The 24,618-nt window shown below is 63.2% G+C and carries 21 protein-coding genes; 15 read left to right on the top strand and 6 right to left on the bottom strand.

Annotation, left to right across the window (positions count from 1 at the left end; all coding sequences use genetic code 11):
- Positions 1–40: 40 nt before the first annotated feature.
- Positions 41–2,311, bottom strand: a complete 2,271-nt coding sequence (gene clpA, locus HU729_RS04870) for an ATP-dependent Clp protease ATP-binding subunit ClpA (RefSeq protein WP_186669836.1) — start codon at positions 2,309–2,311, stop codon at positions 41–43.
- 30 nt (positions 2,312–2,341) lie between these two features.
- Positions 2,342–2,704 (bottom strand): ATP-dependent Clp protease adapter ClpS, encoded by a 363-nt coding sequence (gene clpS, locus HU729_RS04865; protein ID WP_054892333.1) that lies wholly within the window; start codon positions 2,702–2,704, stop codon positions 2,342–2,344.
- 228 nt (positions 2,705–2,932) lie between these two features.
- Between clpS and cspD the strand changes: the two genes are divergently transcribed.
- A complete protein-coding gene (gene cspD / locus HU729_RS04860) occupies positions 2,933–3,181 on the top strand; it encodes a cold shock domain-containing protein CspD (protein WP_186669837.1) in 249 nt (82 codons plus the stop codon).
- A gap of 74 nt (positions 3,182–3,255) precedes the next feature.
- On the opposite strand, the gene icd is transcribed toward cspD, so the two are convergent.
- Positions 3,256–4,512 carry an NADP-dependent isocitrate dehydrogenase gene (gene icd / locus HU729_RS04855; protein ID WP_186669838.1) on the bottom strand — a complete coding sequence of 419 codons (1,257 nt, stop codon included), beginning with the start codon at positions 4,510–4,512 and terminating at the stop codon, positions 3,256–3,258.
- Between the two features lie 429 nt (positions 4,513–4,941).
- On the opposite strand from icd, the gene HU729_RS04850 reads away from it, so the two are divergent.
- From HU729_RS04850 to HU729_RS04820, 7 genes are all read left to right on the top strand, one after another.
- Entirely contained in the window at positions 4,942–7,167 is a 2,226-nt protein-coding gene (locus HU729_RS04850) for an NADP-dependent isocitrate dehydrogenase (protein ID WP_186669839.1), read from the top strand.
- 127 nt (positions 7,168–7,294) lie between these two features.
- On the top strand, positions 7,295–7,735 hold the full coding sequence (locus tag HU729_RS04845; RefSeq protein ID WP_186708647.1) for an NUDIX hydrolase: 441 nt from the start codon (positions 7,295–7,297) through the stop codon (positions 7,733–7,735).
- Between the two features lie 58 nt (positions 7,736–7,793).
- A complete protein-coding gene (gene mnmA, locus HU729_RS04840) occupies positions 7,794–8,918 on the top strand; it encodes a tRNA 2-thiouridine(34) synthase MnmA (protein WP_186708645.1) in 1,125 nt (374 codons plus the stop codon).
- Positions 8,915–9,541 (top strand): high frequency lysogenization protein HflD, encoded by a 627-nt coding sequence (gene hflD / locus HU729_RS04835; RefSeq protein ID WP_186669842.1) that lies wholly within the window; start codon positions 8,915–8,917, stop codon positions 9,539–9,541. The genes mnmA and hflD overlap by 4 nt, the downstream gene beginning before the upstream one ends.
- A gap of 186 nt (positions 9,542–9,727) precedes the next feature.
- The gene (gene purB, locus HU729_RS04830; protein WP_186669844.1) at positions 9,728–11,098 is read left to right on the top strand and encodes an adenylosuccinate lyase; all 1,371 of its coding nucleotides are present in this window, start codon (positions 9,728–9,730) and stop codon (positions 11,096–11,098) included.
- Positions 11,099–11,179: 81 nt separating this feature from the next.
- Positions 11,180–12,346: a cupin domain-containing protein gene (locus HU729_RS04825; protein WP_186708643.1), complete on the top strand. Its 1,167-nt coding sequence runs from the start codon at positions 11,180–11,182 to the stop codon at positions 12,344–12,346.
- Entirely contained in the window at positions 12,339–12,773 is a 435-nt protein-coding gene (locus HU729_RS04820; RefSeq protein ID WP_054892342.1) for a GNAT family N-acetyltransferase, read from the top strand. The genes HU729_RS04825 and HU729_RS04820 overlap by 8 nt, the downstream gene beginning before the upstream one ends.
- A 135-nt stretch (positions 12,774–12,908) precedes the next feature.
- On the opposite strand, the gene HU729_RS04815 is transcribed toward HU729_RS04820, so the two are convergent.
- The gene (locus tag HU729_RS04815) at positions 12,909–14,759 is read right to left on the bottom strand and encodes a polyurethanase (RefSeq protein WP_186708641.1); all 1,851 of its coding nucleotides are present in this window, start codon (positions 14,757–14,759) and stop codon (positions 12,909–12,911) included.
- A 248-nt stretch (positions 14,760–15,007) separates the two neighbouring features.
- On the opposite strand from HU729_RS04815, the gene HU729_RS04810 reads away from it, so the two are divergent.
- Both HU729_RS04810 and glsB read left to right on the top strand, forming a co-directional pair.
- Positions 15,008–16,981, top strand: coding sequence for a DNA topoisomerase III (locus tag HU729_RS04810; protein WP_186708639.1), 1,974 nt, complete (start codon positions 15,008–15,010; stop codon positions 16,979–16,981).
- Between the two features lie 94 nt (positions 16,982–17,075).
- On the top strand, positions 17,076–17,996 hold the full coding sequence (gene glsB, locus HU729_RS04805; RefSeq protein ID WP_186669433.1) for a glutaminase B: 921 nt from the start codon (positions 17,076–17,078) through the stop codon (positions 17,994–17,996).
- A gap of 105 nt (positions 17,997–18,101) precedes the next feature.
- Here glsB and HU729_RS04800 read toward each other — a convergent pair whose 3' ends face one another.
- On the bottom strand, positions 18,102–19,436 hold the full coding sequence (locus HU729_RS04800) for an OprD family porin (RefSeq protein WP_186708638.1): 1,335 nt from the start codon (positions 19,434–19,436) through the stop codon (positions 18,102–18,104).
- A 266-nt stretch (positions 19,437–19,702) separates the two neighbouring features.
- Between HU729_RS04800 and HU729_RS04795 the strand changes: the two genes are divergently transcribed.
- The 3 genes from HU729_RS04795 to HU729_RS04785 all read left to right on the top strand — a co-directional run bounded on the left by HU729_RS04795 (position 19,703) and on the right by HU729_RS04785 (position 22,535).
- Positions 19,703–20,329 (top strand): glutathione S-transferase, encoded by a 627-nt coding sequence (locus tag HU729_RS04795; RefSeq protein WP_186708637.1) that lies wholly within the window; start codon positions 19,703–19,705, stop codon positions 20,327–20,329.
- A 178-nt stretch (positions 20,330–20,507) separates the two neighbouring features.
- Positions 20,508–21,572, top strand: coding sequence for an LLM class flavin-dependent oxidoreductase (locus tag HU729_RS04790; protein WP_186708669.1), 1,065 nt, complete (start codon positions 20,508–20,510; stop codon positions 21,570–21,572).
- A gap of 9 nt (positions 21,573–21,581) precedes the next feature.
- Positions 21,582–22,535 (top strand): ABC transporter substrate-binding protein, encoded by a 954-nt coding sequence (locus HU729_RS04785; protein ID WP_186669439.1) that lies wholly within the window; start codon positions 21,582–21,584, stop codon positions 22,533–22,535.
- Between the two features lie 21 nt (positions 22,536–22,556).
- Here the strand turns inward: HU729_RS04785 and HU729_RS04780 are convergent, their stop codons facing one another.
- The gene (locus tag HU729_RS04780; RefSeq protein ID WP_186708636.1) at positions 22,557–23,702 is read right to left on the bottom strand and encodes a GGDEF domain-containing protein; all 1,146 of its coding nucleotides are present in this window, start codon (positions 23,700–23,702) and stop codon (positions 22,557–22,559) included.
- 224 nt (positions 23,703–23,926) lie between these two features.
- Here HU729_RS04780 and HU729_RS04775 point away from each other — a divergent pair, with 224 nt between their 5' ends.
- Both HU729_RS04775 and HU729_RS04770 read left to right on the top strand, forming a co-directional pair.
- The gene (locus tag HU729_RS04775; protein WP_186669441.1) at positions 23,927–24,106 is read left to right on the top strand and encodes a hypothetical protein; all 180 of its coding nucleotides are present in this window, start codon (positions 23,927–23,929) and stop codon (positions 24,104–24,106) included.
- Positions 24,107–24,181: 75 nt separating this feature from the next.
- Complete coding sequence (locus HU729_RS04770) at positions 24,182–24,559, top strand: glycine zipper domain-containing protein (protein ID WP_186669443.1); 378 nt, start codon at positions 24,182–24,184, stop codon at positions 24,557–24,559.
- The last annotated feature ends 59 nt before the right edge of the window (positions 24,560–24,618 follow it).

Below are 24,618 nucleotides of genomic sequence, written 5' to 3'. Positions count from 1 at the left end.
TGAATTTTGAACAAGGCAGCTGCCTGCGCAGGCACAGCTGTCACGCAACCTCGGCCGTGGTCTCGAAGTCGAAGACCAGTTCACCGTCACGCAACTCGACATGCACCACGCCACCGTGCTCGGACAACTCGCCGAACAGGATCTCTTCGGCCAGAGGCCGCTTGATCTTGTCCTGGATGAGTCGCGCCATCGGTCGCGCCCCCATCTGCACGTCGTAGCCCTTGACGGCCAGCCAGCCGCGCGCCTCGTCACTGACCTCCAGCAACACGCGCTTGTCTTCCAGCTGAGCCTGCAGTTCGATGAGGAACTTGTCGACGATACTCTTGATCGTCTCGTGGCTCAGGCGGCCGAACTGGATGATAGTGTCCAGACGGTTGCGGAACTCCGGCGTGAAGCTCTTGCGGATGACTTCCATGGCATCGGACGTGTGGTCCTGCTGGGTGAAGCCGATCGAGGCTCGCGCCGCGGTTTCGGCACCCGCGTTGGTGGTCATGATCAGGATCACATTGCGGAAGTCTGCCTTGCGCCCGTTGTTGTCGGTCAGCGTACCGTGGTCCATCACCTGCAGCAGCAGGTTGAAGACTTCAGGGTGGGCCTTCTCGATTTCATCGAGCAGCAGCACGCAGTGTGGTTGCTTGGTAATCGCCTCGGTCAGCAGACCGCCCTGGTCGAAACCGACATAGCCGGGCGGCGCGCCGATCAGTCGCGACACGGTGTGGCGCTCCATATACTCGGACATGTCGAAGCGCACAAGCTCCACCCCAAGCGCCTTGGCCAACTGACGCGCAGCCTCGGTCTTGCCGACACCGGTAGGCCCTGCGAACAGGAACGAACCAACTGGCTTGTCCGGTGCCTTCAGGCCTGCACGCGACAGTTTGATGGCGGTGGACAGCGAGTCGATCGCCGCATCCTGGCCGAACACGGTCAGCTTGAGGTCACGCTCCAGGTTGCGCAGCAGTTCCTTGTCGGAACTGGTGACGTGCTTCGGCGGAATCCGCGCGATCTTGGCGACGATGTCCTCGACCTGCGGCACCTCAATGCGCTTGACCCGGCTGGCTTCCGGCTGCAGGCGCTGATAGGCACCCGCCTCGTCGATCACGTCGATGGCTTTGTCCGGCATGTGCCGATCGTTGATGTAGCGGGCAGCCAACTCCGCAGCTGCACGCAGGGCCTCATCGCTGTACTCGATATTGTGGTGGCTTTCGAAACGCCCCTTCAGGCCGCGCAGGATACCCACGGTATCTTCCACCGACGGCTCGCTGACATCGACCTTCTGGAAACGCCGCGCCAGGGCACGGTCCTTCTCGAAGATGCCACGGAACTCCTGGAAGGTGGTCGAACCGATGCAGCGGATATCTCCGGAGGACAGCAACGGCTTGAGCAGGTTGGACGCATCCATCACCCCACCGGATGCCGCGCCGGCACCAATGATGGTGTGAATCTCGTCGATGAACAGGATCGCCTGCGGCCGCTTGCGCAGCTCACCCAGCAGCGCCTTGAAGCGCTTCTCGAAATCGCCGCGGTACTTGGTGCCGGCCAGCAGGGCACCCAGGTCGAGCGAGTAGACAACGCTCTGTGCCAACAGGTCGGGCACCTGGCCATCGACGATGCGCTTGGCCAGGCCTTCGGCGATGGCAGTCTTGCCGACACCCGCCTCACCGACCAGAAGCGGGTTGTTCTTGCGACGGCGGGCCAGGATCTGCGCGACGCGCTCGACCTCCTGCTCACGCCCCACCAACGGATCGATACGACCGGCACGGGCCAGTTCATTGAGGTTGCTGGCATAGGCGTCCAGCGGGTTGCTGGACGAGGACGCCTCGCCCCCTTCCTCATCCTGCATTTCCTGGTCGCTGTCGGTATGCGGACCGTGCCCCGGCACCTTGGAGATGCCATGGGCGATGTAGTTGACCACATCGATGCGCGCCACGCTCTGCTGCTTGAGCAGGAACACGGCCTGGCTTTCCTGTTCGCTGAAGATCGCCACCAGCACATTGGCGCCGGTCACTTCACGCTTGCCGGAGCTTTGCACGTGGAAAACGGCGCGCTGCAGCACACGCTGGAAACCGAGCGTAGGCTGGGTTTCGCGGTCCTCGTCGTGGACGGGAATCAGTGGCGTGGTCGAATCGATGAACTCCTGCAGGTCATGCTTGAGCTTGTCGAGATTGGCGCCACAGGCGCGCAGAACGGTCGCGGCGGCCTCATTGTCAAGGAGTGCCAGCAACAGGTGTTCGACGGTCATGAATTCATGACGCTTCGAACGGGCCTCCTTGAAGGCCAGATTGAGGGTGACTTCGAGCTCGCGGTTTAACATAGCTTCACCTCATACCCAAGTGGTCGGCGATTAACCGTCCTTCTCGATTTCACAGAGTAGCGGATGCTGGCTTTCTCTTGCGTATTGATTGACCTGCATGGCCTTGGTCTCGGCGATGTCCCGGGTAAACAATCCGCACACTGCCCGCCCTTCGGTATGGACGGTCAGCATGATCTTGGTCGCCAGCTCGCGGTTCAGACTAAAGAACGTCTCGAGCACTTCGACGACGAAATCCATCGGTGTGTAGTCATCGTTGAACAAAACCACCTTGTACATCGGTGGCGCCTGCAGGATCGGCTTGGCTTCCTGCACTGCCAGACCTGCACCGTCGTCCTCATCGGACTTCGGATGATCCTGATTGAATGTTAGTCGAATCTGCCTGAGTGCATGCATGGAAAGAATTTCATCATATCGACAGGTTAGGGTAATGGATTGACCGCGCAGTCACCGCAGGAGCGGCCGCCGCATGACCTTGACTATCGGCAAAACGGTGTTACAACCAATAAGAACCCACCGTGGTCTATAAAGATCCGCGCAGTCAACCAGATTTTTCGCACGGTTCGTATGCGGATGAAGTGGATGATACTCCAGTGATGGAGTCCTTTGCAGAGGGACGTAGGGATGGCAAGCGGTAAAGTCAAGTGGTTCAACAATGCCAAGGGCTATGGGTTCATCAACGAAGAGGGCAAGACAGACGATCTGTTCGCCCACTACTCGGCGATCCAGATGGACGGCTACAAGACATTGAAGGCCGGCCAGAGCGTATCCTTCGACATCGTCCAAGGCCCCAAGGGACTGCACGCGGTCAATATCAAAAACGCCGGCGCCACAGCTGACAGCCCTCAAGCGAGCCGGACAGCCGAGGCCTGACCCCTTACCTTCTGCCGTATACGAAAAACCCGGCCGCTTCTTTATAAAAGGAGCGGCCGGTTTTTTTTGTTACCTCACATGTGCTTGATCATCTCATCACCGAAACCCGAGCTGCTCACCAGCCTGGCGCCGTCCATCAGGCGCTCGAAGTCGTAGGTCACGGTCTTGGCGGCGATTGCGCCGTTGGTGCCCTTGATGATCAAGTCGGCCGCTTCGGTCCAGCCCATGTGCCGCAGCATCATTTCGGCAGACAGGATCACCGACCCCGGATTGACCTTGTCCTGCCCGGCATACTTGGGCGCCGTCCCGTGGGTCGCCTCGAACATCGCCACGGTATCGGAAAGGTTCGCACCCGGCGCAATGCCGATGCCGCCCACCTCCGCCGCCAGCGCGTCGGACAGGTAGTCGCCATTGAGGTTGAGCGTGGCGATCACGTCATACTCGGCCGGGCGCAGCAGGATCTGCTGGAGCATGGCATCGGCAATGGCGTCCTTGACGATGACCTCGCGCCCCGTCTTCGGATTGCGGAACTTCATCCACGGGCCGCCATCGAGCAGCTCGGCGCCGAACTCGTCCTTCGCCACTTCGTAGCCCCAGTCCTTGAACGCACCCTCGGTGAATTTCATGATGTTGCCCTTGTGCACCAGGGTCAGCGACTCGCGATCGTTGTCCACCACGTACTGCAGGGCCTTGCGCACCAGGCGCTTGGTGCCTTCGCGGGAGACCGGCTTGACCCCGATGCCGCAGTCCTGGTCGAAACGGATCTTGGTGACGCCCATTTCCTCCTTCAGGAACTTGATCACCTTGTTCGCCTCCGGCGAGCCGGCCTTCCACTCGATACCGGCGTAGATATCCTCGGAGTTCTCGCGAAAGATCACCATGTCGACATCGCCAGGCTTCTTCACCGGGCTGGGCACGCCCTGGAACCACAGCACCGGGCGCAGGCAGACGTACAGGTCGAGCTGCTGGCGCAGGGCGACGTTCAGCGAGCGGATACCGCCGCCAACCGGCGTGGTCAGTGGCCCCTTGATCGACACCACGTAGTCGCGCACCGCATCGAGGGTTTCCTGGGGCAGCCAGGTATCCTGGTCATAGACCTGAGTGGCCTTCTCGCCGGCGTACACCTCCATCCAGGCGATCTTGCGCTTGCCGCCATAGGCCTTCTGCACGGCGGCATCCACCACCTTGATCATGACCGGAGAGACATCGACACCGATGCCGTCGCCCTCGATGTAGGGGATGATCGGGTTATCGGGAACGTTGAGCGAATGGTCTGCATTGACGGTGATCTTGGCGCCATCCGTCGGAACCTTGATTTTCTGGTATCCCATGCTTGCACTACTCCGCTGTCGGGTGTGGTTGGACATCATGCGATCCAATCAGCCTAAACCACATCCGCCGACCTGCAAGCCGGACAGCCCCGGCACCTGCGGCATCACGCCACATTGCCCGTACATCTTTGGTCTTATAAAGGCGTCGATATCACTTCGCCTTGCTGATTAGCCCAAAGGGTTTGATATACTCCGGCCCTGACCGCAGGGTCATCGGGGCGAACCCTTGGAAAATGCGGCTCGCCCTCGGCCAGGAAAGGCCAGAAAGCCTGGGCTGTTACCGCATCCCAGCATTTGACGCTCGACTGATGCATCCACCATCACCGCTCGCAGCCTCTCGACCATCCGCTCATGGCGTCGCCAGGGCGAAGCGCCTACCCTGCGCACCTCGAGACTCGAGTACGCTCAGCACATAGAGAGTTAACCCGCATGCCCACCCGTTCCAAGATCATCTACACCTTCACCGACGAAGCCCCCGCCCTCGCCACCTACTCGCTGCTGCCGATCATCGAAGCCTTCACCGCTTCGGCTGACATCGCTGTCGAAACCCGCGACATTTCCCTGGCTGGCCGTATCCTCGCGGCGTTCCCGGAGCAACTGGGCGCAGAGAAGCAGGTAGGCGATCACCTGGCGGAACTGGGTCAGCTGGCCACTACCCCTGAAGCCAACATCATCAAGCTGCCGAACATCTCCGCTTCGGTTCCACAGCTGAAGGCGGCGATCAAGGAACTGCAGGCCAAGGGCTTCAACATCCCCGACTACGCCGACGAGCCGGCCACCGCAGAAGAGAAAGAGTCCCGCGCGCGCTACGACCGCATCAAGGGCAGCGCCGTGAACCCGGTACTGCGCGAAGGCAACTCCGACCGTCGTGCACCGCTGTCGGTCAAGAACTACGCACGCAAGCACCCGCACAAGATGGGTGCCTGGGCCGCCGACTCCAAGTCGCACGTTGCCCACATGACCCAGGGCGACTTCTACGGCAGCGAGAAAGCCGCACTGATCGAGGCTGACGACAGCCTGCGCATCGAACTGGTCGCCAAGGACGGTTCCACCACCGTCCTGAAAGAGAAAACCGCCGTCAAGGCCGCCGAAGTCATCGACTGCGCCACCCTGAGCCGCAAGGCCCTGAAAGCCTTCATCGCCGAGCAGATCGCCGATGCCAAGGCTTCTGGCGTACTGCTGTCGGTGCACCTGAAAGCCACCATGATGAAGGTTTCCGACCCGATCATGTTCGGCGTCATCGTCGAAGAGTTCTACAACGACGTGCTGACCAAGCACGCGGCTGCGCTGGCCGAAGTGGGCTTCAACGCCAACAACGGCATCGGCGACCTGTACGCCCGCATCAAGGACCTGCCAGCCGACAAGCAGGCCGAGATCGAAGCCGACATCCAGGCCCTGTACGCCGAGCGTCCAGCCCTGGCCATGGTCAACTCCGACAAGGGCATCACCAACCTGCACGTACCGAGCGACGTCATCGTCGACGCCTCGATGCCAGCGATGATCCGCGACTCGGGCAAGATGTGGAACACCGCAGGCGAGCTGCAAGATGCCAAGGCGATCATCCCGGACCGCTGCTACGCCGGCATCTACCAGGCCACCATCGAAGACTGCAAGAAAAACGGCGCCTTCGATCCGACCACCATGGGCAGCGTGCCGAACGTTGGCCTGATGGCGCAGAAAGCCGAAGAGTACGGCTCCCACGACAAGACCTTCCAGATCAAGGCCGACGGCGTCGTGCGCGTGGTCGATGGCAAGGGCAACGTCGTTCTGGAACAGAGCGTCGAAGCCGGTGACATCTTCCGCATGTGCCAGACCAAGGACGCACCGATCCAGGATTGGGTGAAACTGGCTGTCAACCGCGCCCGCCTGAGCAACACTCCGGCGGTGTTCTGGCTGGACCCGGCTCGTGCCCACGACGGTGTGATGATCGAGAAGGTCCAGAAGTACCTGAAGGACCACGACACCACTGGCCTGGACATCCGCGTCCTGGCCCCGGTCGACGCCATCAAGTTCTCCCTGGCTCGCATCCGCGAAGGCAAGGACACCATCTCGGTGACCGGCAACGTGCTGCGCGACTACCTCACCGACCTGTTCCCGATCATGGAACTGGGCACCAGCGCCAAGATGCTGTCGATCGTGCCGCTGATGAACGGCGGCGGCCTGTTCGAGACCGGCGCCGGCGGTTCGGCACCCAAGCACGTGCAACAGTTGGTCGAAGAGAACTTCCTGCGTTGGGACTCGCTGGGTGAATTCCTGGCCCTGGCCGCCTCGCTCGAGCACTTGGGCAACACCTACGACAACCCACGCGCCAAGGTCCTGGCCAACACCCTGGACCAGGCCACCGGCAAGTTCCTCGACACCAACAAGTCGCCTTCGCGCAAGGTCGGCGGTATCGACAACCGCGGCAGCCACTTCTACCTGACCCTTTACTGGGCCCAGGCCCTGGCTGCCCAGAGCGACGACGCTGCCCTGCAGGCACGCTTCGCCCCACTGGCCAAGACCCTGACCGAGAACGAAGCGACCATCGTCGCCGAGCTCAACGCCGTCCAGGGCAAGCCGGCCGACATCGGTGGCTACTACGCCCCCGATGCCGAGCTGACCGCCAAGGTGATGCGCCCAAGCCAGACCCTGAACAGCGCCATCGCCGCCCTGTAAGGTTCGCTTGAAGTAACAGCACAAACCCCGGCCACGCACCGGGGTTTGTGCTTTCTGGATAAACGATATCTGGCGGCCTACGGGAACCCGCTCCTACAGGGTCCGTACCAGCCTTATGGAGCTGTTCATGACCTGGCAACCTCACATCACTGTCGCCACCATCGTCGAACAGGACGGCAAGTTCCTCTTCGTCGAAGAGTTCAAGGCCGGCCAGCACGTGTTCAACCAGCCCGCCGGCCATCTCGAGGCCAACGAGACGCTGCCCCAGGCTGCCCTGCGCGAAACCCTCGAGGAAACCGCCTGGGAGGTCGAATTGACCGGCGTGGTCGGCATCTACCTCTACACTGCGCCGAGCAACGGCGTGACCTATCAGCGTATCTGCTTCGCCGCCCGCCCCCTGCGCCACCACCCCAAGCGTGCCCTGGACAGCGACATCACCCGCGCCCTGTGGCTGACCCGCGACGAGCTGCTGGCCGATCCCGCACGCTGGCGCAGCGAGCTGGTGCCACGCTGCCTTGACGACTATCTGGCAGGCCCGCTGCACAGCCTCTCGCTGCTGCGCGACTGACGCGGATGCGCCGTCCTGATAGAATCGGAATTTTTCCCCCAGATACACATCGGTAGCCATGACCAGCCCAGCACCCAAAGACCCCTCCAGGACCCGCGTCATCGTCGGCATGTCCGGCGGCGTGGACTCTTCCGTCTCCGCCCTTCTGCTCATGGAGCAGGGCTACCAGGTGGAAGGTCTGTTCATGAAGAACTGGGAGGAGGACGACGGCACCGAGTACTGCACCGCCCGCGAAGACCTGGCCGATGCCCAGGCCGTGTGCGATCGCATCGGCATCAAGCTGCACACCGCCAACTTCGCTGCCGAGTACTGGGACAACGTGTTCGAGCACTTCCTCGAAGAGTACAAAGCCGGCCGTACCCCCAACCCGGACATCCTCTGCAACCGCGAAATCAAGTTCAAGGCCTTCCTGGACTACGCCCTGTCGTTGGGTGCCGACCTGATTGCCACCGGCCACTACGTACGCCGCCGTGATACCGGCGAGCTGACCGAACTGCTCAAAGGCCTGGACCCGAACAAGGACCAGAGCTACTTCCTGCATGCCGTGGGCGGCGCGGAAATCGCCCGCACCCTGTTCCCCGTTGGCGAGCTGGAAAAGCCCGAGGTACGCGCCATCGCCGAGAAAAACGGCCTGGCCACGGCGAAGAAGAAAGACTCCACCGGCATCTGCTTCATCGGCGAGCGCCGCTTCAGCGACTTCCTCAAGCAGTACCTGCCCGCCCAACCCGGCGAGATCCAGACCACCGACGGCGAAGTGATCGGCCAGCACCACGGCCTGATGTACCACACCATCGGCCAGCGCCAGGGCCTGGGCATTGGCGGCCTGAAAGACGCCGGCGACGAACCCTGGTACGTGCTGGAAAAAGACCTGGCGCGCAATGTGCTGGTGGTGGGCCAGGGCAACGAACATCCTTGGCTGTTCTCCCGCGCCCTGCTCGCCTCGGACATCTTCTGGGTCAACCCAGTCGACCTGAGCAGCCCACGCCGACTCACCGCCAAGGTGCGCTACCGCCAGAGCGACCAGCACTGCACCCTGGAACGCACCGCGAACGGCTACCGCGCAGTGTTCGACGAGCCACAACGCGCTGTGACGCCGGGTCAATCCGTAGTGTTCTATGACGGCGAAGTGTGCCTGGGCGGCGGCGTGATCGAGAGCGCCGAGCCGTGGAGCCCACGCGCATGAGCAATCTGCAGGAGCAACTGATCGCCCTTGGTGGCGTGTTCCAGGCCGCGGTGCTGGTCGATCGTATCGCCCGCACCGGGCAGGCCAGCGAAGCCAATATCGGCTGCATGCTCGGCAGCCTGCTGGTACGCGACCCGAACAACACCCTGGAAGTGTTCGGCGGCGACGACCTGAACCTGCGCGACGGCTACCGTGCACTGGTCGGCGCCCTGGAGCGCGACCCCAGCAGCCTGCAACGCGAGCCGCTGCGCTACGCACTGTCCATGCTGGGTCTGGAGCGCCAGCTGGCCAAGCGTGGCGACCTGCTCGACACCATCGGCAATCGCCTGCCGCAGATCCAGTCGCAAGCCGATCATTTCGGCCTGGTTCACGAAAATGTCATCGCTTCCAGCGGAGCCTTGTACCAGGACACCCTGAGCACCCTGCGTCAGCGCATCCAGGTACACGGCGACATGCGCTTCCTGCAGCAGGCCAGCAACGCCTCGAAGATCCGTGCCCTGCTGCTGGCAGGCATCCGCGCCGCCCGCCTGTGGCGCCAGTTGGGCGGGCATCGCTGGCAGTTGGTGTTCAGCCGCCGCAAGTTGCTCAATGAACTGTACGACATGATGCGTGCGCCTTCCTGACCTGTAGGAGCGGGCTTGCCCGCGAATGCGATGCCGGATTCACCGCCGCATTCGCGGGCAAGCGCGCTCCCACAGGAACCGCGACACGCGTTTCGACGGCCGACCTTTGGTCAGCCACCCGACCCAGGCGCAATTTTCATGTATGATATGCGCCCTTCCAAAAGCCTGACTGTCCGAGAACACCCCATGCAGCTCTCTTCGCTCACTGCGGTTTCCCCTGTAGACGGCCGTTACGCCGGCAAAACCCAGGCCTTGCGCCCCATCTTCAGCGAATTCGGCCTGATCCGTTTCCGCGCCCTGGTCGAAGTGCGCTGGTTGCAGCGTCTGGCTGCCCACCCGCAGATCGGCGAAGTGCCGGCGTTCTCCGCCGAAGCCAACGCCCTGCTGGACAGCCTGGCGACCGACTTCAAGCTCGAGCACGCCGAGCGCGTGAAAGAAATCGAGCGCACCACCAACCACGACGTCAAGGCGATCGAATACCTCCTCAAGGAGCAGGCCGCCAAGCTGCCCGAGCTGGCCAAGGTCAGCGAGTTCATCCACTTCGCCTGCACCAGCGAGGACATCAACAACCTGTCCCACGCCCTGATGCTGCGCGCCGGCCGTGACGAGGTGCTGCTGCCGCTGATGCGCCAGATCGCCGACGCCATCCGCGCCCTGGCCCACGCTCACGCCGACGTGCCGATGCTGTCGCGCACCCACGGCCAGCCGGCCTCGCCGACCACCCTGGGCAAAGAGCTGGCCAACGTCGTCTACCGCCTGGAGCGTCAGATCGCTCAGGTCGCCGCCGTGCCGCTGCTGGGCAAGATCAACGGCGCCGTGGGCAACTACAACGCCCACCTGTCGGCCTACTCGCAGATCGACTGGGAGCAGAACGCCCGCGCCTTCATCGAAGACGAACTGGGCCTGCAGTTCAACCCGTACACCACCCAGATCGAACCGCACGACTACATCGCCGAGCTGTTCGATGCGATCGCGCGCTTCAACACCATCCTCATCGACTTCGACCGCGACGTCTGGGGCTACATCTCGCTGGGCTACTTCAAGCAGAAGACAGTCGCTGGCGAAATCGGCTCCTCGACCATGCCGCACAAGGTCAACCCGATCGACTTCGAGAACTCCGAAGGCAACCTCGGTATCGCCAACGCGCTGTTCCAGCACCTGGCCAGCAAGCTGCCGATCTCGCGCTGGCAGCGCGACCTGACCGATTCCACCGTGCTGCGCAACCTGGGCGTGGGCTTCGCCCATAGCGTCATCGCCTATGAAGCCAGCCTGAAGGGCATCGGCAAGCTGGAAGTCAACGAAGCGCGCATCGCCGCCGACCTCGACGCTTGCTGGGAAGTACTGGCCGAGCCAATCCAGACCGTCATGCGCCGCTTCAACATCGAGAACCCCTACGAGAAGCTCAAGGAGCTGACCCGTGGCAAGGGCATCACCCCAGAAGCGCTGCTGACCTTCATCGACGGCCTGGACATGCCGGCCGACGCCAAGGCCGAGCTCAAGCTGCTCACCCCCGCCACCTACATCGGCAACGCAGCCGCCCAGGCCAAACGCATCTAATCTGCGCCCTGCGTACAACGCCCGGCTCAGCCGGGCGTTTTTATTCCCGGACGAAAATTACGTTTTTTCAATAGGTTGAACATGAATCCTGATACTCCACTGCAGCTGCTTGGCGGCCTCACCGCTCGTGAATTCCTGCGCGACTACTGGCAGAAGAAGCCCCTGCTGGTGCGCCAGGCCTTCACCGACTTCGAAAGCCCGATCGATCCGGACGAACTGGCCGGCCTGGCCCTGGAAGAAGAGGTCGAATCGCGCCTGGTGCTGGAGCACGGCGAGCGCCCCTGGGAGCTGCGTCGCGGCCCGTTCGAGGAAGACACCTTCGCCACCCTGCCCGAGCGTGACTGGACCCTGCTGGTACAAGCCGTGGACCAGTTCGTCCCGGAAGTAGCCGAGCTGCTGGAAAATTTCCGCTTCCTGCCCAGCTGGCGTATCGACGATGTGATGATCAGCTTCGCCGCCCCTGGTGGCAGCGTCGGCCCGCACTTCGACAACTACGACGTATTCCTGCTGCAAGGCCACGGCAAGCGCAACTGGAAAGTTGGCCAGATGTGCAACAGCGACAGCCCGCTGATCGAGCACGCCGACCTGCGTATCCTCGCCGACTTCGAGCAGAGCGACGAGTGGACCCTTGAGCCGGGCGACATGCTCTACCTGCCGCCGCGCCTGGCCCACTACGGCGTGGCCGTGGATGACTGCCTGACCTACTCGGTCGGCTTCCGCGCGCCAAGCGCTGCCGAAGTGCTGACCCACTTCACCGACTTCCTCAGCCAGTTCCTGCCTGACGAGGAGCGCTACAGCGACGCCGACGCCCAGCCTGTCAGCGATCCGCACCAAATTCAGCACGATGCCCTCGACCGCCTCAAGGCCCTGCTGGCCGAGCACATGGGTGACGAGCGATTGCTGCTGACCTGGTTCGGCCAGTTCATGACCGAGCCGCGCTACCCCGAGCAGGTTGCAGGCGAAGCGCTGAGCGAGGAAGAGCTGATCAATTATCTCGAACAGGGCGCGATCCTGGTGCGCAACCCGAGCGCGCGCCTGGCCTGGTCGGAAGTCGATGACAACCTGCTGCTGTTCGCCAGCGGCCAGAGCCGCCTGCTGTCCGGTCACCTGCGCGCTCTTTTGCAACTGATTTGTTCAGCCGACGCCCTGCACAGCGAAAACCTTGTAGAGTGGCTCGCAGATGAAGAGGGCCTGACGCTGGTCTGCCAGCTGGTCCAACAAGGAAGCCTGGGATTTGCCAATGAATAAGATCCGCGTTCGCCTCGCCGACTGGCATAAAGACAACGCCGATATCCACCGTATCCGCAGCGCGGTGTTCGTCGCCGAGCAGCACGTGCCGCCGGAGCTGGAGTTCGATGCCGAAGACCCCACCGCCGTGCATTTCCTGGCCATGGAAGGTGACTATCCGATCGGCACCGCGCGCCTGTTGCCAGACGGCACCATCGGTCGAGTGTCGGTGCTCAAGGACTGGCGCGGCTTGAAAGTCGGTGACGCGTTGATGAACGCGGTCATCATCGAAGCGCAGAACCGGGACCTCAAGCAGCAGATGCTCAGCGCCCAGGTACACGCTACGCCCTTCTACGAGCGCCTGGGCTTCAAGGTGGTCAGCGAAGAGTTCCTAGAGGCCGGCATTCCGCACGTGGACATGGTTCGCGATTCGCGCGAGATCGCCTGATCGGAAAGGGCCGGCGCTGCCGGCCCAATCGCGGGCAAGCCCGCTCCCACAGCTTCACCGCTGCTCTGAACGGCGCGGAGGGCCTGTGGGACTGGGCTTGCCCGCGATTGGGCCGCAGCGCAGCCCCACCCTTGCTCAGCCAATCACGATCTGCCCATCCCCCACCCCCTGCCCCGCGATCCCCACCAACGTCACGCTATCGCGCCCGAACGTCAGCACCAGATCATCCCCCACCCGACTCAGATGGTCACGCCAATCCGGCGCTGCCGTCCCGCCTTCCACGCCCATGAACACCAACCGGTCCTGGCCGGTGAAATCCAGTACCCGGTCCTGCCCGAAGTGCCCGCTGAACAGAAAGGTGTCCCGCCCACCGCCGCCACTCAACACATCATTCCCCGCGCCGCCCACCAGCACATCGTTGCCTGCCCCACCCACCAGACGATCATCGCCGCCCAGGCCGAACAGCCACTGCCCTTGGTTGCCCGCCACCAACTGGTCATTACCTTGCCCACCGCTGACCGACAGGGCATAGGGGTCCAGCTTGCCGCTGCTGAGCAGCCCATTGGCGGTCACGGCGTGACTGACGTCCTTGCTGAAGAACACCAGGCTGCTTTCCTTGCTCACCAGCGACTCGATATTGCGCACCTGGCTGATCCCTCCATCGGCATCGCGCACATACAGCGTACCCTCGCCATCCCGGGCGACCGAGAAGCGCGCCAGTGCATCTCCCAGGTGCAGGGTGTCATGCCCGGCGCCACCGTCTATCAGGTTGAACCCGCCGTCGTCGCGAAAAGTGTCATTGCCAGCACCGCCATACAGGTAGTCGTTGCCGCGCCCACCGCGGATCAGGTCGTCCTGGGCCGAACCGACAATGAAGGTACTGCCGGAGTGCGGCTCGGCGTTGCGATTGAGGTCCTGTACCCAGGTCGAGCCGCGGGTGGCGTCGGACAGGTTGCTGACCACGACGGTGGAGTCGCGGCTGGTCCAGGGGTAGAACGGCGAATCCACTACCCGACCCAGGCCATCGGCGTAGGCTGCCGGCAGGTGCGAGAGCCAGGTGGCGATATTGCCGATGGAAAACGGCAGCAGGTTCCACGCGTCGGAAGCGTAGTGGTCATTGAAATTGACGATGTTGTCAGTGGTCGAAGGCTTGGCGGCATCGTGCACGCCCAGGGTCGCCCAGGTCAGCGCCGTGCCGTCGAGCACGCGAAATACAGGATCGTTCTCGTAACCGATATTGAGCACCTTGTCGGGATCGGCAGCCTGCGTGGGCGAGGCGAAGGCAACATAGCGGGCATCCTGGTAGAAGCCGCCCCAGCGCGAAACACTGAGGTCGGCCAGGCTGTTGACCGCCAGCCCGCCAAGGCTGTGGCCGCTGACGGTGATATCGGCACCTGACAAGCCGTGGGCCCTGGCGAACGTCGCGACATCGCCCAGCAGGCGGTCGAAAGCATTGCCGACGTAGTTGCGTGAGTAGTCGGCTGGCCCCAGCGCTGCCAGCAGGTCGTTGATGACATCGCCGAGGGTGTCGCCAATCAGATTCTCCCGCGGGCCGCTGGTGCCACGAAAGGCGATGCCGAGGCCAATGAGCTGGCCATCGCCTGCATAGCGGCCGAGCACCTCGACCTGCGCCGAGGTGTAGCCCGGCGCCTCGCCATGGAAGGTGCCACGCGCATCGGTCTTGCCCTGGTAACCCAACTGTGCGGCGCTGATCGGCGTCCAGCCAGCCGCCTTGACCTGCGCCAGGGCCTTGGCCTCGGAGTCGGGATTCCAGGGGATGCCAGGAATCACGCCCTGGCTGTCGGTGCCGCCGATCAGGGCCTTGACCAAAGTTGCCGGCAACCCGAGGCCGAAGCCGTGCTTCTGGTAGCCGGCGGAAAAACCGTCGTCGATACCATGGTAGGCATAGACCGCCAGGGCCATGGCATCCTTGTAGAGTGCGGAGGAGGCAGCACCGTCGAGCTGACGGTAATCGAACAGAGGCATGATCTGACTTCCTTGTTGTGGTTGGAGTGAAGGCCCCCAAGCGACATCGTCCATTGACACATCTGGCAGGCGAACGACAAAGCTGGCACGGTACCGGCCGGTCATCCAAGCCCGATGCCGAGGCATTCGTGCCAAACCTGCGGACATATTTCCTGGCACAAGCTGTACATGCATACAGATAAATCTTGCCTGCACGCCCTGTCTTGCGCATCCTAGTCGCCATCAACCTCGATGAAGCGTTCACGGCCATGCGCCTTTTTCTGTGTGAAAAGCCCTCCCAGGCAAAAGACATCGCCAAGGTACTGGGTGCCAACCGCAAGGCCGACGGCTGCTGGCAAGGCACCGATGTCTGCGTCACCTGGTGCATCGGCCACCTGCTCGAAACCGCACCGCCCGACAGCTACGACGCGCGCTACAAGCGCTGGTCGCTCGACGACCTGCCGATCATTCCGGAAAAATGGAAGATGCTGGTCAAGCCCAAGACCGCCAGCCAGTTCAAGGCGGTCAAGCGTCTGCTCGGCGAGGCCCGGGAGCTGGTGATCGCCACCGACGCCGATCGCGAAGGCGAGATGATCGCCCGCGAACTGGTCGAGCATTGCCGCTACCGTGGCCCGATCCAGCGCCTGTGGCTCTGCGCACTCGATGACGCCTCGATCCGCAAGGCGCTGGCGCGCCTGCGCCCCGGCAGCGAAACCTTCAGTCTCTATCATTCCGCCCTTGGTCGCTCGCGGGCCGACTGGTTGATCGGCATGAACATGAGCCGCCTGTTCACCCTGCTTGGCCGCCAATCCGGCTACCAGGGCGTGCTGCCGGTTGGGCGGGTACAGACTCCGACACTGCGCCTGGTGGTGGACCGCGACCGCAGCATCGCCGATTTCGTGCCCGTACCGTTCTGGGCCATCGAAGTGCAACTGGCACACACAGGCAACCTGTTCACTGCCCAATGGCGTGCACCGCAAGACGCCTGCGACGACCAGGGCCGCTGCCTCAACCAGGCACTCGCCCAGCAGGCCGCCACCCAGATGCAGGCCGCAGGTAGCGCACAGGTGCTCCAGGTACAGACCGAGCGTGTGCGCGAGGCCGCACCACTGCCCTTCGACCTCGGCACCCTGCAGGAGCTGTGCTCGAAGAAATTCGGCCTTGGCGCCCAGGAAACCCTCGACATCGCCCAGGCACTCTACGAAACCCACAAGCTGATCACCTATCCGCGCAGCGACTGCGGCTACCTGCCGCTTAGCCAGCACGCTGAAGCGCCCGCCATTCTCGCCGCCCTGCAACGCGCCGACACAAGCCTTGCGCCATTGCAGGCGCACCTGGAGCCGCACCGCCGCTCCCGCGCCTGGAACGACGCCAAGGTCAGCGCCCACCACGGCATCATCCCCACCGCCGCCGCCAGCGATCCTGCGCGCCTGCCACCCAAGCACAAAGCGGTCTATACCCTGATCCGGGCACGCTACCTGGCGCAGTTCCTGCCCAATCACGAGTACGACCGCACCCAGGCCGACCTGGACTGTGCCGGCCACGCCCTGCGTGCAGTGGGCAAGCAGATCGTCGAGCCCGGCTGGCGCCGCGCCCTGCCCGAGGCACTGACCCCAACCAAGGGCCGCGAAGCACCACCCGCGCAAATCCTGCCGCAACTGCGCGAGGGCGACGACTGCAGGGTGCAGGAACTGCAACTGAAAGACCTGTGGACCCAGCCACCGAAGCCGTTCACCGAGGGCGACCTGATCAAGGCAATGAAGAACGTCGCCAAGCTGGTGGATGACCCGCGGCTCAAGCAGAAACTCAAGGAAACCACCGGCATCGGTACCGAAGCGACCCGGGCCAGCATCATCCAGGGCCTGCTCGACCGCGGCTACCTGGTCAAGAACGGCAAGGCGCTGTCCGCCACGCCCGCAGCCTTCAGCCTGATCGACGTCGTACCCCGGGCCATCGCCGACCCCGGCACCACCGCGATCTGGGAACAGGCGCTGGACATGGTGCAGAGCGGCGAAATGAGCCTGGAAGAGTTCGTCACCCGGCAATCGGCCTGGATGGGCAAGCTGGTGCAACGCTGCGCGGGAATGCGCCTGACCATCAGCGGCCCGCCCCTGCCTGCCGGTGGCAAGGGTGCACCCTGGAAGAAAAAACGCCGCAGCAGCGGTAAAGGCAAAACCGCCGGCAGCAAAGCAGCGCCCCGTGCAAGCAAATCCACAAGACGCCCTTCGGGCAAATCCAGCTGACGATCACCTCACGGGGTGTGTCGCCGCCTCGCCAACGCTCGTCTTGTACAGCAGACAACCCCTGAGCCCCATCACCCGCTCCGCGCAGGCCCCCATGCAAGCATTACTGCAAGAAATCCTCGACCAGGTCCGCCCGCTGCTCAGCCAGGGCCAGGTCGCCCAGTACATTCCCGCCCTCGCCCAGGTCGACCCGCAACAACTCGGCATCGCCGTACAGAGCCTGGACGGCCAGCTGCACTGCGCCGGCGATGCCCATACGCCCTTCTCGATCCAGAGCATCTCCAAGGTCTTCAGCCTGGTCCAGGCGATCAACCACAGCGGCGAGGATATCTGGTCGCGCCTGGGCTACGAGCCCTCCGGGCAGGCGTTCAACTCGCTGGTACAGCTGGAGGTGGAGAAAGGTCGCCCACGCAATCCTTTCATCAATGCCGGCGCGCTGGTGATCTGCGACATCAACCAGTCGCGCTATGCCACCCCGACCTTGTCGATGCGCGACTTCGTTCGCCGCCTGACAGCCAACCCACGCATCGTCAGCGACCCGGTCGTGGCCGACTCCGAATACCAGCACCGCGCCCGCAACGCCGCCATGGCCTACCTGATGCAGGCGTTCGGCAACTTCCACAACGATGTCGACGCCGTGCTGCGCAGCTACTTCCATCATTGTGCGCTGTCGATGAATTGCGTGGACGTCGCCCGTGGCTTTGCGTTCCTGGCCAACAGCGGCTATTGCCCGCACAGCGGCGAGCACGTGCTCAGCCCGCGCCAGGCGCAACAGGTGAATGCGATCATGGCCACCAGCGGGCTGTACGACGAGGCGGGTAACTTCGCCTACCGTGTGGGCCTGCCGGGCAAAAGTGGAGTGGGCGGCGGCATTGTCGCGGTAGTGCCGGGGCGCTACAGCATCTGCGTGTGGTCACCGGCGCTGAACGCCTCAGGCAACTCGCTGGCGGGGCTGCGGGCCTTGGAACTGCTCAGCGAACGGATCACTGGCTCGGTGTTTTCAGCAGTGCTGTAGGGCTGACGCCTCGAGCGCAGCGCGCCATGAAAAACAAACCCCACCAGGGAGAACCCTGGTGGGGTTTGTTTTATTACACCTACCCGTGACCGGGCTGACGCGATGTCAGAGGAAGTTGTAGGTGTAGCTCACGATCAGACGGTTTTCGTCCTGGTCGCGCTGGTTGGCCACGTCAGTGCGCAGCGAAGCGTTACGCCACTGCAGGCCCAGGCCCTTGAAGGTGCCTTCCTGAACAACATAGGCCAGGCTGAAATCACGCTCCCACTCCGAGCGGTCCGAGCCCGCCGAGTTGACGTTGGTGCCTTTCAGGTAGATGGCGTTGGCGGTCAGCCCTGGTACGCCCAGCGCGGCGAAGTCGTAGGCATATTGCGCCAGCCAGGTGCGCTCGCCGGCACGCAGGAACTTGCCGATCTGCACGTCGGTGATCAGGTAGGCGCTAGCACCGTCGCCCTGGTTCAGGAACGGGAAGTCGCTGGTGCCGTTGACACGCTGGTAACCGGCGCTCAGTGCATGGCTGCCCAGCGAGTAGGTGAACTTGGCGCTCCAGGTGCGGTTGTCCACTTCACCGTTGTTCTGGTAGCCCGAGGCGCGATAGCCAGCCAGGCGGCCTTCGGTGCTGGCGTTCTTGCCATCGGAATCGCTGTAGAAGTAACGCAGGTCGGACTTCAACGCACCAACCGGCAGCGCCAGGTTGTGGGTCAGGCCCAGGAAGTGCTGTTTGTAGAAGTCGTCCAGGTTGCCGTAGTAGTACTGCAGCAGCAGGTCCTTGCTCAGCTTGTAGTCGGCACCGGCGTAGTAGAACGCGTTGCTGCGACGGTTGGAGGTGGCGGTGGCCGGGTTGCCGTTGGAACCGGCAATGGTCAGCGACTCCATGTTGGTGCTGTTACGGCCCTTGGCGTGGTCGAGCTTGCCGCCGATCAGGGTCAGGTTGTCGATCTCGTTGGAGGTGATCTGGCCACCCTCAAACGTTTGCGGCAGCAGGCGACCGTCGTTGTAGGTGACTACTGGCAGCTTGGGCTGCAGTACACCGAGCTTGGCTTCGGTCTTGGAGATCTTGACCTTGCCGGTTACGCCCAGGCTGCTGAAGTCGTCAACGGCGCGGCCATCGGAATCGGTCGGGAACACAGTACCGCCCTTGGCAGTGCTGGTCGGGTTGTAGTGGGTGCCCTTGCCCGAATCCAGGCGGAAACCGGTCAGGCCGATGGCGTCTACACCAAAGCCGACGGTGCCCTGGGTGTAGCCGGAGGTGAAGTTGAAGATGAAGCCTTGGCCCCACTCTTCCTGCTTGGACGGGTTGGCAGTGCCATTGCGGTTGTCGGAGTTGATATAGAAGTTACGGGCAGTGACCGAAGCCTTGCTGTCTTCCACGAAACCTGCAGCCTGCGCCCCCAGCGACAGGCTGGCCAGTGCAACGGCCACTGGCAATGTGCATTTGTACATGTGTGCTCCTTTCTAGCTTTTCTTATAGGCCTCTCGCTGAACGCGAGGGCCGACTTTCGATACGTTTGAATGTCACGCGTTATTACTTTAACAACAACCGAAACAGATTTTTATTCGATTGTGCTATAGGGACCGAATGCTAGCAAAAAACCACCATCCGCAGGGAGAAAGGTTTCAGTTCCATGACCGCAGGCAGGGCTTTTAGAGATACGCTTGGTCGCCACAGCACACTGCTGTTTCGGCCGCTATGCAAAAAGGATGATGACATGCTGCGAATATTGGGTAAGGCGAGCTCCATCAACGTGCGCAAGGTGCTTTGGACTTGCGCTGAAATCGGCGTGCCTTTCGAACAGGAAGACTGGGGCTCAGGTTTTCAGTCGACCCAGACCCCGGAGTTCCTGGCCCTGAACCCCAATGCCATGGTCCCGGTGATCCAGGACGGCGACCTGACGCTGTGGGAGTCCAACACCATCGTCCGCTATCTCGCCAACCGCTATGGTCAAGCGGCAGGGCTTTACCCGGCCGACGCAGTGGCCAGAGCGCGTGTCGATCAATGGATCGACTGGCAGGCCAGCGATCTCAACCGCTCCTGGAGCTACGCCTTCATGTCTCTGGTCAGGCAGTCGGCAGCGCATCAGGATGCACAGGCGCTCAATGCCAGCATCGGCGAATGGTCGCGACATATGCAGATCCTCGACCAGCAGTTGGCAAAGACCGGCGCCTACGTTGCCGGCAAAACGCTCTCCCTGGCAGACATTCCGATCGGGTTGTCGGTAAACCGCTGGTTCCAGACACCGTTCAAGCACCCGCACCTGCCTGCAGTGGATGACTACTACGCGCGCCTGAGCGAGCGGGAAGGCTATCGACTGCACGGCAGAAACGGAACGCCCTGACCAGGGGAATAAAATTATTTTGCATATTAGAATATGCAAAAAATGAATTTCCATCATTTATCGCTGACCGTTAGATTCTAAGAAGAAGCCCGGCCAGCTCGTTTTCTTATAAACCGCTCAACGCCAGGCAGCCTTGTCCCACCAAAGGAACCCAGCAATGAGCGTCGAAATCCTTGGCATGATCACCGCGTCACCCGGCTCGGAGGTCGACCAACCCACGGGCGATGCGGTCGATCCGGACTACGTGCGTCGCTTCGCCCAGGCCCACGAAGCAGCAGGCTTCGACCGGATTCTGGTCGGTTACTTCTCCAACGGGCCGGAAGGCGCCGTCGTCAGTTCGTTCGCCGTCGCTGCCACCGAGCGCCTGGGTATCCTGCTCGCCTACCGTCCAGGGGTGATCAGCCCGCCCCTGGCCGCACGGCAACTGGCGACCCTCGACCAGTTCAGCAAGGGCCGCCTGGCCCTCAATGTGGTCAGCGGCGGCAATGACCAGGACCTGCAACGCGACGGCGACTTCCTCGATCACGACCACCGCTATGCGCGCACCGGTGAATACCTCGACGCCTTGAAAGCCATCTGGACCGCCGAACAACCGGTGGACTTCGCCGGCGACTTCTACCGTTTCAACGCCGCCTCGCCCGCCGTAAGGACCGTGCAGCGCCCGCATATTCCGATCTACTTCAGCGGCTCATCGGATGCCGCGGTGCGGGTCGCCGCGCAACATGCCGATACCTACATGCTCTGGGGCGAGCCCCTGGCCGCCGTCGCTGAGCATATCGCCAAGGTCCGCAAGGCTGCCGCCGTGCAACAGCGCGCCCCGCGCTTCTCGGTATCGTTCCGCCCCATCGTCGCCGATACCGAGGAAGCCGCCTGGAAGCGCGCCGCCGAAATCCTCGAACAGGTCCGCGACGCACGCCAGAAACTCGGGCTAGCGCTGCACGACCATCACCCCGAGAACGTCGGCTCCCAGCGTCTGTTGGCCGCCGCGCACCAGGGCGAAGTGCTCGATCAACGCCTGTGGATGGGCGTTGCCCGCCTGACCGGAGCACGCTGGAACTCCACCGCGCTGGTCGGCACCCCCGAGCAGGTCGCCCAGGCGCTGGGCGAGTACTACAAGCTCGGCGTCTCGACCTTCCTGATCCGCGGCTTCGATCCACTGAACGACACCATCGAATACGGCAAGACCCTGATCCCCGCCATCCATCGCCAGATCGAACGCCTGGACACTCGCCAGGCCAGCTGAGGAAGCCCCATGAAACTGCACCACCTGATTCGCGTCACCCTCGCCGGCCTGTTCCTTGGCACCCCGCTGGCGCAAGCCATCGCCGCCGAGCAGGTCACCCTGCGCATCGGCGACCAGAACTACTACAACGTGCGCGCATCGCTGGAAGCCTCCGGGGCACTCAAGGATGCGCCCTACAAGGTCGAGTTCAAGCACTTCCAGTCGGCCGCACCGGTGGCCGAAGGGCTGGAGGCCGGTGGCCTGGACATCGGTTTTCTCGGCGACTCGGGCTTTCTGTTCCTGGCCGCCAAAGGGGCACCCGTCAAGCTGATCGGCGTCTCACGGCAGAACCTCGACACCATCGCCCTGCTGGTGCCCAAGGACTCCCCCGCCAAGACCATTGCGGACCTCAAGGGCAAGAAGGTCGCCTACTGGCCCGGCGCCTGGAGCCAGCAGTTGACCTTGCGCGCACTGGACAAGGCCGGCCTGCCGCATGACTACGTCGAGTTCGTCAAACTGATGCCAATCGATGCTGCCGCCGCACTGCCCAACGGCAGTATCGATGCCTTCCCGGTGTGGGAACCGTACATCTCGCAACAGATCGTGTTTTCCGGTGCGCGCAAGCTGGTCACCGCCCAGGGCCTGATGCCTGGCCTGAGCAGCATCGCGGCGCGCAACGATTCGATCGACAGCAAGCGCGCCGCCATCGAGGACTTCCTGGGCCGTCTGCAGAAAGCACGGGCCTGGGTCGGTGAGCACAAGGAAGCCTATGCCGACCTCTGGGCCAAGAAAGCCAACCTCGACCAAAGCGTCTCGCGTCATTGGATCGGCCAGGCCGACATGAGCGTAGGCCCGGTCGATGCGCAGGCCGCGAAGGACTACCAGGATACCGCCGACTTCCTTGTCCAGACCGGCACCCTGCCCAAGCACCTGGACACCGGCACGATCATCGACACGTCGTTCGACGGCGCATTCGCCCGGTAGCCTCCCCGTAAGTGCGAAGGATCAAGCCGCCAGCCGCACCGCATTGCGCCCGCCAGCCTTGGCCTGGTACAACGCGGCATCGGCCTGGGCGATCAGCCGTGCCGGGGTATCACCCTCACCCGGCACACCGCACCAGAGCCCGACACTGAAGCACAGCTCGATCTCCAGCCCGGCGAACCGCGCCGGGTTCTTCGCCATGGCTTCGCGCAGGCCGTTCAGCGCCGCCAGGGCGCCTTCCCCCTCGGTTCGTGGCAACAGCAGCAGGAACTCCTCGCCGCCGTAGCGCCCCAGGCTGTCCCCTTCGCGCAGCCTCTGCTGCAACTGGCGCACGCAGTGACACAGCACTTCGTCCCCTGCCAGATGACCGTGCACATCGTTGATACGCTTGAAGTGATCGATATCGATCATCGCCACGGCCAGGCTGTACTGCGCCACGCGCGCCTGCTCCAGCTCACGCTCGAAACGTTCCAGGATGGCGCGACGATTACCCGTCCCGGTCAGCACGTCGTGTCCGGCAAGGTGCTGCAAGCGCGATTCGCTGCGCTCCTTGGCCATCAGCACCAAACCAATGGAATACATCATCACCGTGACCGTGCCGATGGCCACCGACACCGTCTGCTTGAGGTTGCTGGTGTCGTAGCGCATCTCCTGCGCCGTGCCCGCCAGCACGGCCACCACCCGCATGCCCAGCCCCACCAGGCTGATGGCAGCACCGATCACCAGCAGCAGGTGTGCCCGGCCCTTGCCCAGGGCCCGTTGCCGGGCCCAGTAGAGAATCAACGCGCATTGCAACATCAGCACCAGGGTCGCCAGCAGCATGCGCGGCTCCACCGTCTCGAGCAGCGACATCAGGCCCAGCAGCATCAACAGCGGAATGGCGAAGATAGGCCGCCACGGCACCGGGCGCTCGCGCATCCGGAACAGGCTCGCTGAATAGAACGCCAGCGCCAGCGACAGCAGGCTGTTGCCCAAGGCATAGCTCACCCACAGAGGCGCATGCCCGAACAACGTGTAACAGACATAGGCCAAGGCATGGGCCAACAGCCCACAACCGGTCAGCAAGAGGTTGTCGCCTCGGTTGAACTGCCCGACCAGCAACAGGCAGAAGGCCAGGATCGTCGCCACCAGCGCGACCGCAGCGAACAGCGTAGGGGTATGGGCGATCATCATGATTCACCGTGTGGCAGATGGCCGTCTTCGTCGCGGCCTGCCTGACAGTCTAGGAGCCGTGCAGGCCCGCGACCATGACCGAGCGGGACAGAACAGCAGCCCACAGGCACGCCGCCTGTCCCTTGCGCGGTAATATTTTGTGCCGCTTTGAAACCAAATGAATCCTGCCCGGTCTCAGCAGTTGTCCCGTAAACCCTTGCGGATCAAGGATTTCCATCGCCATGCCACGCCTTGCCAGTGTTTCGCTGATCGCCGCCGTCGTGCTCCTCGCCGGTTGCCACAGCCATCGCCACCATGATGACGATGGCTGGCGTGACGGCGACCGCGACCGTCACCGTTATCATCACCGCGATGATCGCGATGACGACGATCGTCGCTACCGTGACCGTTATTACCGCTGAAGCGTCTGCCCAATCCCTATCCGCCGCACACCTGCGGCATTCAACCCTGATGATTCCTTCGAGGTTCATGAAATCATGCGTCTGACTCTGCCTTCCCTCGCCCTGGGCCTGCTGCTGTGCCAGGGAGCGTTCGCCGGTGACGGTACCGCAGCCATTGGCGGCGGCCTGGGTGGTGCCTTGGGCAACGTCGTCGGCAAACAGATCGGCGGCAGCACCGGCGCCGCCATCGGCGCGGGCCTGGGTGGCGCAGCCGGCAGCGCCGTTGGCGCACGCAAGGGCAACCGCACCGAAGCAGCCATCGGTGGCGGCCTGGGGTCGGCCGGCGGCTCGCTGGTGGGCGGCAAACTTGGCGGCAGCAATGGCTCGACCATCGGCGCCGGCCTTGGCGGCGCAGCCGGCGGCGCGATCGGCAACCACCTGGGCGACAAGAACAAGAAACACCGTCGCCACTGATTGACGCACTCGCCTGCAGGAGCGGTACGTGTGGGAGCGGCGGTTCGGCGCCCCGACTT

Source organism: Pseudomonas sp. RW10S2, from assembly GCF_014268985.1.
GTDB lineage: Bacteria > Pseudomonadota > Gammaproteobacteria > Pseudomonadales > Pseudomonadaceae > Aquipseudomonas > Aquipseudomonas wayambapalatensis.
This window is presented reverse-complemented; position numbering and strand designations above follow the sequence as displayed.